Genomic DNA, 16807 nt, shown 5'->3' with positions numbered 1-16807 from the left:
TTGTTTCAAAGCCCCGAAATTCGGGGCTTTTGTTTTTAACGATGTGCTCTGCAACTGTCTTGTTGCATTCTTCCTCTGCAGATTTCCTTTGCCGTTTCCACAACTGCAATCCCGCAGGTGTTTAAACTCGGATCTACACATCCCGGTATTGCCAAGAGCAGAACCGGAAAACACTTATCAAATTCTTCCATGTCTTTTGCGCAGAGTTGCTCGTTGGCGGTTAGAAAATTACAATTGAGAATTCCGATTGTAAACACACAAGCGATCCAAGTGAGAAGAATCCGTTTTTTCATTCCGTATATGAGAAAATTTTAAAATGAAAAATCAATTCGAAAAAGCCGAGAAATTCGGGTTTTAAAAAGAAATTTACAAACCCGAATTTAGATCCCGCCTCCGTGGATGAATTCGTCCAAAATTTCTTCCAAGTTATCCGTTTCCTTTTTAGGCCAAGAACGAGAAGGTCCGCTTTTATCCATGGAACGGATTTCTTTTTGAAGGGTTTCGATTCTTTCGAGTAGGATCGAGAATACCCTTGCAACCGGATCGGGAATTTCGTTATGATCCAGCATGTGTTCGCCTTCTTCTCCGATCGGCATTTTAGAACGAACTACTTTTGCCGGAATTCCGACCACGGTCGTATCGTGAGGAACGTCTCGCATAACGACGGACCCCGCTCCCACTCGCACGTTTTTTCCGATCGTAATATTGCCGAGTATTTTGGCGCCCGCTCCGACTACTACGTTCTCAAGCAAAGACGGATGACGTTTCCCGGATTCTTTTCCGGTTCCTCCGAGCGTCACACCTTGATAGATCAAACATCCTTTGGCGATCGTAGCGGTTTCACCGATTACAACTCCGTGTCCGTGATCGATCATAATTCCGTTTGCGATTTGAGCGCCGGGATGAATGTCGATTCCCGTGATGAATCTGGAAAAAGTATTGATCATCCTTGGGATTAAAGTAAGTTTCATCCGATAAAGAAAATGAGCCAACTTGTGAAACCAGAGCGCGTGAAGGCCCGGATAACAAAGTACGATTTCCAGATAGGACTTAGCCGCCGGGTCGTACTTTCTTATAAATTTAATGTTTTCAAACAAATGTCAATCTCCGGTTTTTCGGTAACGGAAAATTCGGTTTTAGCGAGCCGTAAGGAAAAGGTTCAAAGTTCGTGATACAATGTAAAGAGGATTCTTTTCAAGAAGAATAGAATATACGATTGAAACGATCTAGACCTTCAACACATATAATTTTGTTTATTCTAACCTTTCTGACGCTCACATTTCAAAGCGAATTTTTTGAGATCCCTTTCCTATCCGTTCCATACTTAAAAGAATTATTTTTTCTTAGACTGCCTTATTCCCTTTCTTTGATTATAATTCTTTCGGCTCATGAGATGGGGCATTTTTTAGCGGCTCGATATTACGGCGTTAAAGCGACATGGCCTTATTTTATACCGATTCCTTTCGCTCCGATAGGAACGATGGGCGCGGTCATTCGAATCTTGGAACCGATTCGAAATAAAAAGCAACTCTTTGACATCGGAATTTGGGGTCCTCTGATGAGTTTGATTCTTTCCGTACCTTGTTACATCGTAGGAATCTATTTGTCTTCGTTGATTCCGATGGAAAACGTCAAAGGAAATCCCGGTATCATTTCTTTTGGAGAATCTCTTTTTACGATTTTCGTGAATCAATGGATTCTAGGGCCTTTTAATCCTGCCGTTCAGGACGTTTGGATTCATCCGCTGGCGCAAGCGGGTTGGGTGGGACTTCTTGTCACGGCGATCAACTTACTTCCGTTCGGTCAACTCGACGGAGGACACGTAATTTATTCCGTTTTTGGGGAAAGGTATAGGAATTGGATTTATTATCTTTTTACGGGTTTTTTGCTTTTATGTTTCTGGAATTTTTCCTGGTTACTGTGGGGTTTTCTGATTTATTTCATCATAAAAGTAGAACACCCTTTTATACCTGACCCGGTGGTTCCTTTGGATCGAGTTCGAAAAATCGGCGGCCTATTGATTTTATTTACGCTGATCTTTATTTTTGTACCTTCTCCGATCCAACTCGGAACCGATATCAATAGACCCGGTCTTGCTGAGGAGTTATGGATTTCACTCAAATCGGTTTTTTCAGATATGTAACGATCCTTCTTTTCGTAATTTCGACTCCGATTTTTGATCAAGATCAAGAAATCAAACTTACAGAAAACGCGTACGGTTTGACATACGACGGCACGAACTTTTGGTACGTCGATTCCACACATCGATCTTTGTATCGAGTCGATCCGAACGGAAGACAGGAATCGTTTTCACTGAACATTCCTTTTCTCACCGGAATCAATTTTGATCCGCGAGAAGGAAGAATTTTTGTCGGCTCCAGAAAACTGATTTTAAAAGTGGAGCCGAATACGGGCGGCGTTACCGAAAGAATTCCGGTCCCGATCGAAAAAATCGGCGGGATCGCGAGCCAAAATTCTTTGCTTTATATTTTGGATCAGGAAAACGGAAAAATTTCCATCTTGGACAAGGCCACAGGAAAATTGATCGGGGGTTTTTTAACGGACCGCGCTCAACCGAGAGATTTGGTTTTTGCAAGAGATTCGATCTGGGTCTCCGATTCTTCCGACGGAAACATCTATCGATACAATCCGAATAACGGAGCGATTACGGGTTCCATCAAAACGTCTTCTAAAGAAATCAGAGGAATGGTTTTTTTAGGAAGTAAAATTTTCGTAATCGATCGGACCGGAAGGGAAGTTCTAAAAGTTTCCTTTGTGGAAACGGATCGTTTTATCGCTTCCGGAGAAAAGATTCATCTAATGAAGGTTAGGATCATCTTTTCGTTAAACGAACTCTCGATCGCGGGAGGTTCGCTTGGAGTTTTTCAACCGCCTACGACGGAACATCAAAGAATTCGAAATCTAAAGATGGTTCAAGCCGGATTTAAACAGGATTTTATCGGAAACGAAAAGGCTTTTGTAAAAGTTCTCGGGGTGGACGATCCAAAAGGAAAACAAACTTTAGAATATTCTTTTGAAGCGCGGACTCAAAACGTTCGTTATTACGTCACCGATGAGTTTTTAGAAAAGAAAGAAAAAATCGGAGACGATTTAAAACCGTTCTTGCGAAACGAATTTTTAGAAACTCAAAAAAATTCCTATTACGTGGATAGGATTTTCGACGCGCGATTGTTCCGAACTTCCATACCTTCTTTGAAAAAAAGCCTTTTAGATTCGGGTGTTCCCGTTCGTTCTCAATATACGGCTTCCATTACCGGACCGAATTCCGTTTCTTTCAAGGACACGTTAGACGCTTATATCCCGGGTTTCGGATGGGCTCCGATTCAAAATGTAAAACCTTCTTCGGAAGAATCCTCCCGCGTGTTTAAAAAAGGAGAGGAAAATATAGATCTCTTTCGAGCCGAAAGTTGGAACGAGATCCAATCTCCGATTTTTTATAAAAGTAGGGATTCGCAAGAATGGAAAAATGTTCCCGCTGAAATTCAAGTGATTTTGGAGTGATTTCGGAATTTTAACGTCCCGGAAAAGTTGTAATCCGTTTTTGAAAGAGCCGGATAAAGAATACGAATAAGTCGGAAACGTTATGTTAGAGTTATTAAAAAATCATTATATATATAACTTAGAATGTTAATTTTTTTGATAACCATATCGAGAGAAAAGATCTTAAATCTTTTTATTCAGACGTCTATGTCGTAGTCCGCGTTTCGTATTTTAAACTTTCAAAAAATTTTTTTGCTTGAACGGATAGGGTCAACGCCCTTCCAACCATGAGCAAAACGAGAGAAAACCAAAGAAGATGATTGTCTTTCTGAATTTTTCCAAAATACGCAACCGGAAGAAAGAAAAAAGTCGTACTAACAAACATCGAATTCCGAAGAATTCTTCCTTGTGTAAGTCCGATAAAAAATCCATCCAAAATAAACGCAATCGCTCCGATTTCTAAAACCGGAAACAACCAGAATCGATAGTCCTTCAACAAAGATAAAACGGCGTGGCTCCTTGTAATCATTCCGAAGATAAAATTCGGAAACAGAAAAATAAACCCGAGAAAGACCGAAGTAAAAAGAATACCGTTGTAAAGAGCGAGATATAGAAGTTCGTTCAGAAGTTTCCAATTCTTTTCGCCGTATATATTTCCGGCCAAACTTTCCGTAGCAAATGCGACTCCGTCCACCAAGTAAGCGCTCACAAGAATCAGTTGAAGTAGAATCGAGTTAGTCGCTAAAATTTCCGTACCGGCTTCCGAGCTGAAATTTCTAAATAAGCTAAACGTAATAATCAAAAACAAAGTTCTCAAAAAGATATCTCTGTTCAAGTGAAGAAGGGAAGAAAAACCGCGGATTGAAAAAAGATTTTTATCGTTCAACAAAGAAAGTTTTAAGCTAGGATGAATTTTCAGTTCTCTGAAAAACGAGAACATAAAAACGACCAACATTCCTAACTGGCTGATACTCGTAGCTAAACCCGCTCCATACGCTTCCCAACCTAAATCCAAAATAAACCATAAGTCGAGAAGAACGTTGATTCCGTTTCCGACGACGGTAGCGATCAAAACGATAGAACTCTTTTCTCTTCCTAAAAACCAACCCGTAAATACGTAATTACAAAGAACCGCAATGGAACCCGGAATTCTCGCGTCAAAGTAAGAAATACCTGCGGCTTTAACGTCGGAATTTCCCCGTAAAATTTGAAATCCGATTTCACGAATCCAAGGAGAAAGAAGCAGAATCATCGTTCCGAAGAAACAAGCTAAGACGACGGATCGGGCCAGGATAAAAAGAGATTCTCTTTCGTTCCTTTTTCCGGCGGCCTGAGCGGTCAAACCGGTGGTTCCCATCCTTAGGAAACCGAACATCCAAAACATTAAATCGAAAAGAATTCCGGATAACGCGGCTCCCGCCATAAAAACATAAGTATCAAGATTTCCTAATATAGCCGTGTCGACCAAACCGGTCAGAGGTACGCTGATATTTGCGAGAATGTTATAGAATGTAAGTCGATAAAATTTACGACGTGTCTCAATACTTGCCGAGTTATTCGACGGGAACAAAGTGTTAAGTTTTTTTCGGGACGGGCTTTTATATCCCAATCAAGTCATCCTATCCATTACGCAGCAAGCGGTAATGTCTCCGGTAACGTTAACCGTTGTTCTGCACATATCAAGGAAACGATCCACTCCTAAAATGATTCCGATTCCTTCCGCCGGAATTCCTACTCCGGCAAGAATCGTAGCCAAAATCACGATTCCGATTCCGGGTGTACTCGGAGTTCCGATCGACGCTCCGACGGTTACAAAAAGAATAAAAATCAACTGAGCCGGAGTTAATTCGATTCCGAAATACTGCGCTAAGAAAATCGTTGCGACCGCTTGGTAAAGAGCGGTTCCGTCCATATTGATCGTAGCTCCGACAGGAATGATAAACTCCGCGATATTTTTTTTCACTCCTAAGTTTTCCGTCGCGGTTTGAATCGAAACCGGCATGACCGCAGCGGAACTTGAAGTTGAAAAGGCGAGGAGTTGTAAACCCGCGATCTTTGTGAAAAAGTCGATCGGATTTCTTTTTGCTAAAAATATTAGAATGATCGAATAAACTCCGAGTATTGCGACGAGTCCCAGAAGAACTACGCTCATATAAACGCCGAGAGTAACGAGCAATTCCACGCCGATGGTGGAGATCGCCTTTGCCATCAGACCGAAAACGGCAAACGGGGTCAAAACCATCGCCCAATTTACGATTTTCATACTGATTTGAAAAACCGAATTCAAAATTTCAAGAATCGGTTTTGATAGATCTTTTGAAACCGAAAGGATCGCAATTCCGAGCAAAATAGAAAACACGATTACGTTTAACATTTCTCCCTGAGTGATCGAAAGAAACGGGTTTTTTGGAAAGAAGGACATAAACAATTCGGGATATTTGTCTAAAGTCGGAATCTCCGTGGGGGATGGAACCTTAGAAATCAGAGTATTTTTAATTTGAATCGTGGACTTTCCCGGTTTCAACCAAAGCGCCAATACGATTCCGATCGTGACGGCGATGAAAGTCGTAAAAACGAAATAAATTAAGGTTCCGATTCCTAGTTTTTTAACATTCTCTATGTTTTCAGCGGAACAAATTCCGAGAATAATAGAAGAGAAGATCAAGGGCAACATAATCATTTGTAAGAGGTTGATGAATAAAAGCCCGGGTATAACAAGCCAAGAAGTGGTAAGTTGTGCGACACTTCTATCGACCAAAGATAAATCGGAACCGAGTAGGATTCCGGTAAGAATTCCGGCCGACATTCCAACGAAGATTTTTAACCATAGTTTTTCTTTTAAGCGGCCTAAAATCTTAACGTTAAGTGAATTTAGTTTTTTGAAAACTGGCATATTGGAAAACTCTTTTGATTCCTTATTTTTTCTATTGATTTTTAGTTTTGGTATGAATTATTATAGCCGTTTTCGAGATTTTTAACGAGTCAGCACGTTTTCGAACCGAATAAAGAATTAGAAAGACGGACCTGGAGATTATGGGATTAGATTTTTTGAGATCAGATTTGATTCTGTTCAATTATTATTCTTTTGGAAGTCTTCTAGTAACGATTACGACCTTTTTTCTCGCCGCCTTTTTTCTGAGTTTAAAAAGAAAGACCGCCGCAACGTATCACCTAGGAGTAGCCTTCTTTGTATTCGGTTTTTTTGAGATCGGATATTTTATGGCGGCGTTTTACTATCATCCGATCGCGGCTTATCACAGGTGGTTTACGGGTTGTTTGATTTTACCTACGATCACTCACTTTACTCAATTTTTTATTCGTTACCCGAGTAATAACAATAAGAAGTTCGCGTTTTGGATGATGGTTTTCCAACACGTTCTCGGATTCATCGTCGCCTGTTTTTTTATTTATCTCACTTTTATTTCGGAAAAGATCTATCACTTTACGGCGCATCATTGGGATTTTAACGCTCTGATCGCGAGCAAATATCTTTCGTTGCTTATAGCGTTTTATTCCGTTATTGCCTTTATTCTCGTTCCCGCTTGGAGAATCATTACGGATAAGGAGAAGAAAAGATTTGCGATCTTCTTATTTGCGATCGGATTTATGATCGCGGCCTTTTATCCGAATATTTCCAACGTCTTGAGTCGAGACGGTTATATGGAAAGATCCACATACATGACTTCGAACGTTATTTTCTTCATTGCGGCGTTTTCGGTTGTGGCCATTGCCTTTATCAACAACAGTACTGAAAGAACCACATTCATGGTTAAGATCGTAGGGATTACCTTATTTACGATCTGTTTGATCATGCAGGCGCTCGTTTTTATTTCCAATCAAGACAAGGAAGCGGAATACGACGGTTTGCATATCGTAAATAGCGAACGGGTTTTGGAAAACGGTCGAGGTAATAGCGACGTACAATATATTCTTGGATACGACGAAAAAACGGGCGAACTGAACGCCGACGATTACGATCCGAAGTACGGATTGGATCTTTCTCTCGTAAAAGTGGATTTACAAAACACTCTAATCTACGAAGAAATCGTCGCTCTCAAAGAAGATAATTTCCGCGAAAATCTTAAATTGATTTTGGACGGATCGCCCGAATACTTTGCGGGTCACAAGGATACGATTTACGAGTTCGTAAAAGAGAATTCTTCCCTAAGTAGCAAGGATTTAAAAAAGGCCCTTTTGAAATATGCAGAAAAGCTAAATAGGGATGCTTTCGTAAATACCAATAAACTACAAGGACTCAATTCCGATTCTTTTTGCGATCAAGGAAAGTCCTACTTGGAAAAAAATAAGAACTTGGAATCTTACAAAAACGGAATTTTGAAAAATCTGGAAGGATGTAATTGGAAAGGAAAAGAAATTTCCGGTAAAGAGCTGAAAGCCGAATTCTTAAAATACTTCAGTTATTTCAAACCTGCGGAAACGAGACATTATAGAAGAAGTATAGACGGACTGGGTCATCACGTCGCGTTTATGAAATATGTTCCCGCTAAAAAACAAGTGGTCGAGTTCGGATTCTCTTATAAAAAATATAGAGAATTCGTACATCCTACTTCCGTAAAACAAACGGTCATTCTATTTGCCGTAATCTTTGTGGTTCTTGTATTATTCCCATTGTTCTTCAAAAGCAGTCTTGTCAATCCGTTGAACAACTTATTGTCCGGGGTGGAAAAGGTAAACAAAGGCGATCTTGACGTTCAGGTTCCCGTAAAGGTAAAAGATGAAATCGGATTTTTGGCGGATTCGTTTAACTCGATGGTTTCTTCCATCAAACAAGCCAGAAGGGAACTTCAGGATTATGCGGAGAACTTGGAAGAAAAAGTGAAAGAAAGAACTCAGGAAGTTCAAGAAAAAATGGAAGAAGTCCAAAGGCTGAAAGTTCAGCAGGACGGGGATTATTTTCTAACTTCCCTTTTAGCAAAACCGCTTTTTTACAACGCAAACAAATCGAAACTCGTTAATACCGAATTTATGCTGAAACAAAAAAAGCAATTCGAGTTCCGCGGAAAACATTCCGACCTCGGCGGAGACATTTGTATTACCGGGAATTTACGTTTAGGAATGCCGGATCATTATAAACGTTATACGATGGTGATGAACGGAGACGCCATGGGAAAATCCATGCAGGGCGCCGGAGGCGCTTTAGTTATGGGCGTCGTAATGAACTCCATTATGGCTCGTTCGGCGGCAAACAATAGAATTTTGGATAGGACGCCTTCCGAATGGTTAAGAGACGTATATAACGAAATTCATTCCGTATTTAAATCGTTTAACGGAAGTATGGTGATCTCCGCGACGATCTTTTTGATCGAAGAGGAAACGGGAAAATGTTTTTACTTCAATGCGGAACATCCTTTTACCGTTTTGTATCGGGACGGAAAGGCCAGTTTTTTGGAGGAAGGACTTCAACTTCGTAAATTGGGATTGGATTCGGAGTTCGATTTTCAAGTGCGAAATTTCGAACTGAAAAAAGGGGACGTTTTGATCCTCGGATCGGACGGGCGAGACGATATCGATCTTACTCCCGAAGAAACGACAAGAACGATCAACGAAGATGAGAATTTATTCCTCGTAAACGTGGAAAAAGGCAGAGGAAACTTAGAAGACATCGAGACTGAAATCCGCAAATACGGAGAATTAACGGACGATCTTTCCCTTTTAAAAGTCGAGTTCCAAACCGAAAAGAAAAAGGACGAATTGGATGAGATGTTTACCGGCGGTGATAGAATTGAAGTCGCATTAAATCCGGACGTGATTTATGAAGATGCAAAACAACTTTATAAAAACGGCAAAGTGGAACAGGCTCTTGAACTTCTCAAAACCGGATATACACACGATACCGCAAATCAAAAGATCAATAAACTTTTGGGTCTTTTAAGTTTTAAAGGTAAGGATTATACGACCGCGATCGAAGTTTTGAACAACTATCTCAGAACGGATCCGGGATTACACGAGTATTGGTTCTATCTTTCGATCGCAAATAAGAAAGTAGGAAAGTATGAACAAGCGCTTCAAGCAAGTTTGAAACTGAACGATATCCAACCTGAGAATTTATCCAATTTGATCAATCTTTCCGATATCTATCGTTTGATGGATCAATTCGATTTGGCCGAAGAAGCGGCTCGAAAATTGATACACTTGGATCCCGGAAATCAAAATGGGGAAAGACTTTTGAAACTCATCGAAAGAGATCGTGCGTAAGTTTTTATTAGGAATTTTATTTCTAATTTCCTTTAATCTTTATTCGGATAAAAGCGCGTGGATTCGAAGAATTCCTTTGAATCGAGGGGAACTCGTGCTTGAAATTCGAAACGGTTCCCAAGATAAGAGTTGGAACGAGTTCGCTTATCGCAAAACCGCCGATCTTTTTAAAGCCTTAGAATCTTATTCCGGTATTTCCTTTCACGAAACGAGCGCCTCCGTATTCGAAGGTCAAAGAGCTTCCGAGAAATATAAGGTTCTTTTGGTGGTTCAAGACCGAATTCATTTAAACGGAACCAGAGTAGGAGGATACAATAATATCTCCGGAGACTTAGGACCCACGCGTGGAATTTTTATGGAGCCCGGTCTTTCACCGGCGGGATTTCCTGCGTTATTGTTTCATGAACTCGGGCATTTTTATTTTTCGGATCTCCCTTGGCTGAGTGAAGGATTGGTTTCTTTCTTACCTTTTGTTTTGTATAAGGAAAAAAAAATCAATCTCACAAAGGAAGAACTGATTTCAATGGCGGAGGAATGGAGTACGGAAGAAGGACTTCAAGGTGAAAAAGATTTTCCATTGGATCCCGATTTTAGGGAAAAATTTCCTTCGGCGACTCCTACGTTTTACAATAAAGCATTCAAAATTCAATATATTCTTTATAAGGAATTGGGTCCTGCGGGATATCGGGCTTTTGTCAAAAAATTGGTCTTCGAAAATTCTCCCAAAACGACGAGAGAAGTCATTTTAAGACTAAAATCCATTCGAGATAAAAACTGGCCCGGTTTGTTGAAAGGTTGGGTTACTCCCGGTCCTTACGAAGTTTATACTTGGAAAACTTTTCAAAAAGAATCCATCCTCGGAACCTTTGTGCAACTTCCTTAATATTATAACCTTACGATGTACGAAATATCTTTTTCGAAATACGGAACTCACTTTTCGTTAACGGGAATTCTGCGGTTGAGTGTTCGGGCGAATCCGGTTCTTGGCTTTGCCAAGCGCCGGACCTATCTCGCGTTACGAGGTTGAGTTTCTTACTTTCAGCTATGATCAACAAATTGATGGATCGCGCGAAAAACGAAATCTTTTCGACATTCCAATTTGTTGATCTCGCTTCAATCGCTTTCGCATTGATTATAACGAATTTCAGTTAAGAGTTTGTCTGCCAACCGTCCGATTTTATCGGAATGGCCGCGAATCTCTGCGATTGTTTTAAGTTTTGGGACAGGCTCAGATATGGCGCCCCATCCGAATATCTACGTATCCTGAAAATTCGATTTTCGTTTTAAAAAAATGGAATATTTTAAAAATTGCATTTATCTTTGATTACTTAAGTAAAAGATTATGGTGTGTCCGAAGACGGCAACATTGAGTTATCGCTTCGCGGCTTTTGCCAATCTCACTCCCTAAGCTAAAGTGAATTGCTCCCCGGATGCCGATCCATAGGGCGGCAATTAGGGATCGGTGAATAGAAATCAGGGGTCGGTGGGATTTTCCTAGAAGGGCGACTGGGTTTTAACCATAATTTTGGGGAAACTCATGCAACTCTCGCTATGGATCGCGTTGCAAGTCGCAATTCATTGAGTTCGGAAATGTTCGGTTTTTAGATTAGAATAAGCTCTGCAATCATTCGTTAAAACGGATTCATTTCGATTTTATCATTGAAAGTAAGATTCCCGCAGCCAAAGTAATGTCGTTCTGAAAAATAAAAAAATTCCGTCGTAATCGGTCAAAAATTTTCTAAAAGAAAGGTTTATTAAGTTATGGATGAAACAGGATCCGTCTGGAGTAACGTACTACTCAATTACTATTCTTTTGGGAGTTTATTATCGTTTTTAGCCGCCATGTTGATTTCCGGCGTTTTTCTTTTTATCGATAAAAAAGTATCCAGCACCAAACACTTGGCGATCGGGTCTTTCCTCCTCGGAATATTCCAATTCGGTTATGTATTTGCGGCGGTTCTTTATCATCCTTTCGCCGCGTATCATCGTTGGATTACTGTGGGTCTAATTCTTCCCGCAATCTTGCATATCGGACAGTTCGTCGCTCGTTATCCCGAAAACGATTTTCCGAAATTCAATCGAATGACTATGATCGTATTGTGGGTAATTGCCGTAATTTCAGTCGGCTATTTCTGTTTTTCCACTTGGAACGCTTCGGTAAAATATCACTTCACCGCGCATCATTGGGATTTTAACGCGGAAAATGTAAGTAGAACGATTGCGATCATCATCTTCAGTTACGTGTTCATCAACTTTCTCGCGATTCCGATCTGGAGGATGATTCATCTTAGAGGAAAAACCAGATGGATCATCTTCGCGTTTCTGATGTCCTTTTTAATCGGAGGAACCGTTCCGGTAATCGCCAATCTTTTGAGTAGAGACGGTTATATCGAGAGATCGATCTATCTTACTTCAATCGTTCTTTTGTTTATGGTAGCGTTCTTTATCATTCTCATTTTATATCTGAATTTCTCCGTAGAAAAAACTTCTTTCATGCTCAAGATCGTCGGAATTACGTTCGTAACCGTCTTGATCATCATGCAAGCTTTGGTTTATATTTCCAACCAGGATAAAGAATCCGAATACGATGCTCTGAGTCGGATTCATATGGAAAAAGCATTGGAAGGAGGGAGTGTCAAAGGAGGAATCTCTTATATAATCAAATGGAATAAGGCCGGGAATTCTTTCGATAGGGATAAATACGATCCTAAAGTTCATCCGGATCAAAAACGGATCGAAATCGATTTTAAGAATACGTTGTTATACGAGGAAATATTCGATCTTTCTGAAATAGGTTTTAGGGAATCGCTTTTGAAACTTATGGACCGTTCTTACGAAAACTTCGGAGGATATAAATATTCGATCGTAAACTTCCTGAAAGAACACCCCGATTTGGAAAATAAGACTCTCAAACTCGCTTTGAGTAAGGAGTTATCCAGATTGGGACTACATGTGTTCGTGGCTTCAAACAAACTGGATAATATTTTTGCGGAAGATTTTTGCGACAAAGGAAAAAGTTATTTGGAGAGCGCCGAAGAAGTAAAGATGTTCCGAACCTCATTGGAATCCCGTTGGAGTTCCTGTAAATGGGACGGCAAAGATATAAGCCCGACTCAACTCAAGGAGGAAGTTTTAAACTACTTTCGCCCTTTTGTTCCTTCTCTTACGAGATATTATCGTAAGAAGGACGTGGAAGATCATAGCCTTCATTACATAGGATTTATCAAATACGATCGAGAAAAGAATAACGTAAGCGAAGTCGGATTCTCTTACAGAGCCTATCGAGAGTTTATGCATCCTACCGCGTTAAAACAAATCATAGTTCTCGGAGTGGTGATCGTCGTGATCATTCTTTTATTTCCTCTTTTTTTTCGGGGAAGCCTCGTTTCTCCGTTAAACGATTTATTAAACGGCGTTAAAAAAGTAAACGGCGGAAATTTTGAAGTCCAAGTTCCGATCCGTGTTAAGGACGAGATCGGATTTTTAGCGGATTCGTTTAATAACATGGTCTTATCGATTCGCGACGCCAGAAAGGAACTTCAGGATTATGCGGAACACCTCGCCACAAAAGTTCGTCTGAGAACGGAAGAGTTATCCGAAAAAATCGAGGAGTTTCAGAGACTCAAGGTGCAACAAGACGGGGATTATTTTTTGACGTCCCTTTTGGCAAAACCTTTGAACTACGATGCGAGTAAGTCGGATCGGATTTCTACTCAATTTTTACTCAGACAAAAGAAGCAGTTCGAATTTAGAGGGAAACGAGCCGACTTAGGCGGTGATATTTGTGTAACCGGGAATCTGCGTTTAGGAACCGCTTCCGATTACAGACGATATGTCTTTGCGATGAACGGCGATGCGATGGGTAAGTCGATGCAGGGCGCGGGAGGCGCTCTGGTTATGGGAGTTGTCGTCAATTCTATTCTGGCTCGTTCCGCTGCGGACGATCGGATTCTTGATATGTCTCCGGAACAATGGCTTACGGAAACGTATGAGGAAGTAAACGCAGTCTTTAAATCGTTTAACGGCAGTATGGTGATTTCGGCATCCTTCTTTCTAATCGAAGAAAATTCCGGTAAAACTTATTATTTCAATGCGGAACATCCTTTTACGATTTTGTATCGGGACGGAAAGGCGAGCTTTTTGGATTCTTCTTTAATGCTCCGTAAGATCGGTTTGGAATCGGAATACCCCTTTCAAGTTTTTACAACGACCTTAAAAGAAGGGGATGTTTTGATCGTGGGTTCGGACGGTAAGGACGATTTGGATCTTACTCCCGATCAGGAAACCAGAACGATCAACGAAGATGAAACTCTTTTTTTAAAAACCGTGGAGATGGGAAAGGGGAACCTAGAACAGATCGAACAGTTGATCTATAAGAACGGGGAGATTACCGACGATCTTTCTCTTTTGAAAATCGAGTATGGAATTCCTCAATTGAATCCGGAAAGAAGTTCTTTAGAGACGGCGGATAATACGGGAAATATTTCTTTAAACGATAAAGAAAGCGATTGGAGTCTATCTTATTCTCACGCGCGGCAGTTGTATAAGGACGGAAACGTAAAAGAAGCGATTGATGAACTTTCGGATCTTTATTCCAAAATTCCCGAAGATTCCAAAGTAATCAAGTTGCTTGGGCTTTTGAGTTTTAAGGACAAGGACTATATAAAAGCGGTGGAAGTATTAGAAAAGTATCTCGAATTGGATCCCGAGTTGAGCGAATACTGGTATTATCTTTCCATTGCGAACAAAAAATTAGGGAGATTGTCCGAAGCGATTTCGGCCTCCGAAAAAGTTCTGGCAAAACAACCGGATAACACAAACAATCTCGTCAATCTTTCGGATTTATATCGACTTCAAAACGAATTTATTCGAGCTAAAGACATTGCAATTAGGGTGTTGGATTTGGATCCTCAGAACGAAAACGCCAAAAAGATTCTTAGAAAAATCGAAGATAAGATTTAAGAATCTGCCTCAAGCCATCCGATTTCATCGGAATGGCCGCAAAACTTTACGATTGTTTTATGTTTCGGGACAAGTTTTAAATTGGAACTTCTTCTAAAGTTTCAAAAAATATAAAAATGAATGTAGAAAGAATTCGAAAGTTTTGAGATAAGTTCTAAAAAACTCTCCGTCGATCGATCGGAGAGTTTTTTAATTTTGCAACAAAAGATTGTTTAACGTTCCTTTTGATGGAAATTAAAAACTTGAGAAGTTTTATTTTACTCTGGTCCAGGCTGATTCTTTTCCGATCATCATAAAACCTACTTTATAACCGCCTTTCAGATCTAAATTTTCAGCTCCCCTTAAAGTAAGTTTTCCGTCGTATGTGTTACCGCTTTTTGCATCGTAAATTCGGCCGCCTGACCAAACTTGTTCTCCATCATAACTGAAGCCCGTAAGAAAAACCAAACCTAATACTGGACGTGTACGGAGACTTTCATCTTTGTTACGAATATCTACTTTTGGTGAACCCGGAGTTCCTTCCGTACTACCGGCAGGATAAACGGGTTCCTTCAACCAAACGAGTTTTCCGCAAATTTTAGCTCCGCATTTATACAATTCAACGTGAGCGTCTTTGTCCTTGGTCAACCATTTTCCAAGAACCGCATCTTCTTCACCGGCAAACGCAGGCGCCGAAATCAACACGAACGCAAGAAAAATTGCGATCATTCTAAACTGATTCATTCCATTCTCCAAAAAGTGTTTTGCGGTCAAAATTTTGAAAAGAACACGGAGAAAGTCAACAAAAAAGAAAAGGATTTCTATTTCTCGAAATCTTTATATAACATCGAAGGTTGGATTCCCTGATTGGCCTGGTATTTTCCGGATGTATATTCCGTTATTGGTCCTTCAAGAGTATGATAGAAAATTTGACAAACTTCAACGCCGGGATAAACGATAAGAGGTTGGATGACGGAAATTTCCAAAGTCCAAAATCCTTTAAAACCCACGTCTCCAAATCCCGCAGTTACGTGAACAAGCATACCCAGTCTTCCGATGGAGGATCTGCCTTCGAGCATCGGAACTAAGTGATGTGTTTCGGTGAATTCCAAGGTTCTTCCCAAGTACAACACGCCCGGTTTTAGTAAGAGGCCGGCTTCCGGTATGGTCAGCTTTTCAGCGGGGTTTTGTTTTTTCATATCCAGAGGAAGTTCCGTATAAACCAAAAGTTCTTCGTGAAGTCTTAGATTGTAGGAATTTGGATTGAGTTGTTTTTCCGAGTAGGGAGTAATTACGATATCTTGACCGATTCGTTTTTGAATTTCTTTTCCTGTAAGAATCATTTATCTTCCTTTAAAGATCGGTTTTCGTTTTTCTTGAAATGCTTTGAGTGCTTCCAACCGATCTTCGGTCTTTAAGGTTTTATCGTAATATTTACTCTCCGTTTTGAGAGCCATTTGTATATCCTGACCATAACCTTCCGCGATTGCTTTCTTTGCAAGCTGAAGTGCGATAGGCGCGCAATGAGATGCAATGTCCTCGGCTAACATCTTTGCGGCGGGAAGAGAAGAATCGTGCCAGATTGAATTTGCGAGTCCGTAACTCAAAGCGGTTTCTGCGTCGATGGTCTTACCCGTAAAAATCATTTCTTTGGCTTTGGCGATTCCGATTCTTCGCGGAAGTCTTTGAGTTCCTCCGCCTCCGGGTATGATTCCTAAACGTGTTTCCGTAAGTCCGATTCGGATATCGTTTTTAAGAAGAATGAAATCGCAACAAAGCGCAAGTTCCAAGCCGCCTCCGAAAGCGTCCCCGTCCAATGCGGCGACGGTCGGATGTGGAAAATTTTCCAATTCCAAAAAACAATTTTTAAGATCTTCCAAAAAACGTTTCACTTCTTTGGGAGACATGACGGTTCTTTCTTTTAAGTCGGCGCCCGCGCAAAAAGACGGTCCGATTCCACCTAGAACGAGAGCTCGAACGGATTTTTCCTTTTTTGCTTTTAAAATGTTTTTATGAAGTGTTGAAAGAAGTTCTTTGCTGATTGCATTTCTTTTTTCCGGCCTGTTGAGGAGTAAGACCGCAATTTCTTGTTCCGTAGAATACGATACTGTGGAGGATTCGATCATTTCAATGTGTCATTTTTTCAGTA

12 protein-coding genes are annotated in these 16807 nt (G+C 40.5%); 5 read left to right on the top strand and 7 right to left on the bottom strand.

All coding sequences use genetic code 11. From position 1 onward, the window contains the following. Positions 1–35: 35 nt before the first annotated feature. Positions 36–293: a hypothetical protein gene (locus LEP1GSC060_RS11535; protein WP_003004117.1), complete on the bottom strand. Its 258-nt coding sequence runs from the start codon at positions 291–293 to the stop codon at positions 36–38. 87 nt (positions 294–380) lie between these two features. Beyond that, positions 381–1097: a serine O-acetyltransferase gene (gene cysE, locus LEP1GSC060_RS11530; protein ID WP_003004735.1), complete on the bottom strand. Its 717-nt coding sequence runs from the start codon at positions 1095–1097 to the stop codon at positions 381–383. A 152-nt stretch (positions 1098–1249) separates the two neighbouring features. Here cysE and LEP1GSC060_RS11525 point away from each other — a divergent pair, with 152 nt between their 5' ends. Further along, the gene (locus tag LEP1GSC060_RS11525; RefSeq protein WP_003004938.1) at positions 1250–2143 is read left to right on the top strand and encodes a site-2 protease family protein; all 894 of its coding nucleotides are present in this window, start codon (positions 1250–1252) and stop codon (positions 2141–2143) included. Beyond that, the gene (locus LEP1GSC060_RS11520) at positions 2107–3522 is read left to right on the top strand and encodes an NHL repeat-containing protein (RefSeq protein WP_003004698.1); all 1416 of its coding nucleotides are present in this window, start codon (positions 2107–2109) and stop codon (positions 3520–3522) included. The genes LEP1GSC060_RS11525 and LEP1GSC060_RS11520 overlap by 37 nt, the downstream gene beginning before the upstream one ends. Before the next feature lie 184 nt (positions 3523–3706). On the opposite strand, the gene LEP1GSC060_RS11515 is transcribed toward LEP1GSC060_RS11520, so the two are convergent. After that, the gene (locus LEP1GSC060_RS11515) at positions 3707–5110 is read right to left on the bottom strand and encodes an MATE family efflux transporter (RefSeq protein WP_003004344.1); all 1404 of its coding nucleotides are present in this window, start codon (positions 5108–5110) and stop codon (positions 3707–3709) included. Then, a complete protein-coding gene (locus LEP1GSC060_RS11510; RefSeq protein ID WP_036096238.1) occupies positions 5111–6394 on the bottom strand; it encodes a dicarboxylate/amino acid:cation symporter in 1284 nt (427 codons plus the stop codon). Positions 6395–6534: 140 nt separating this feature from the next. Here LEP1GSC060_RS11510 and LEP1GSC060_RS11505 point away from each other — a divergent pair, with 140 nt between their 5' ends. From LEP1GSC060_RS11505 to LEP1GSC060_RS11495, 3 genes are all read left to right on the top strand, one after another. Then, the gene (locus tag LEP1GSC060_RS11505) at positions 6535–9717 is read left to right on the top strand and encodes a SpoIIE family protein phosphatase (protein ID WP_036096237.1); all 3183 of its coding nucleotides are present in this window, start codon (positions 6535–6537) and stop codon (positions 9715–9717) included. Next, positions 9710–10600, top strand: a complete 891-nt coding sequence (locus LEP1GSC060_RS11500; RefSeq protein ID WP_003004501.1) for a hypothetical protein — start codon at positions 9710–9712, stop codon at positions 10598–10600. Before LEP1GSC060_RS11505 ends, LEP1GSC060_RS11500 begins: the two co-directional genes overlap by 8 nt. 878 nt (positions 10601–11478) lie before the next feature. Beyond that, positions 11479–14679, top strand: coding sequence for a SpoIIE family protein phosphatase (locus LEP1GSC060_RS11495; RefSeq protein WP_003004538.1), 3201 nt, complete (start codon positions 11479–11481; stop codon positions 14677–14679). A 252-nt stretch (positions 14680–14931) separates the two neighbouring features. Here LEP1GSC060_RS11495 and LEP1GSC060_RS11490 read toward each other — a convergent pair whose 3' ends face one another. The 3 genes from LEP1GSC060_RS11490 to LEP1GSC060_RS11480 all read right to left on the bottom strand — a co-directional run bounded on the left by LEP1GSC060_RS11490 (position 14932) and on the right by LEP1GSC060_RS11480 (position 16784). After that, positions 14932–15402, bottom strand: a complete 471-nt coding sequence (locus LEP1GSC060_RS11490) for a DUF2147 domain-containing protein (RefSeq protein WP_036096235.1) — start codon at positions 15400–15402, stop codon at positions 14932–14934. 77 nt (positions 15403–15479) lie between these two features. Further along, positions 15480–16001: a dCTP deaminase gene (dcd, locus tag LEP1GSC060_RS11485; RefSeq protein WP_003004184.1), complete on the bottom strand. Its 522-nt coding sequence runs from the start codon at positions 15999–16001 to the stop codon at positions 15480–15482. Continuing rightward, entirely contained in the window at positions 16002–16784 is a 783-nt protein-coding gene (locus LEP1GSC060_RS11480) for an enoyl-CoA hydratase-related protein (RefSeq protein ID WP_003004453.1), read from the bottom strand. Positions 16785–16807: the final 23 nt, after the last annotated feature.

The organism is Leptospira weilii serovar Ranarum str. ICFT, from assembly GCF_000332415.1.
GTDB classification, from domain to species: domain Bacteria; phylum Spirochaetota; class Leptospiria; order Leptospirales; family Leptospiraceae; genus Leptospira; species Leptospira weilii_A.
This window is presented reverse-complemented; position numbering and strand designations above follow the sequence as displayed.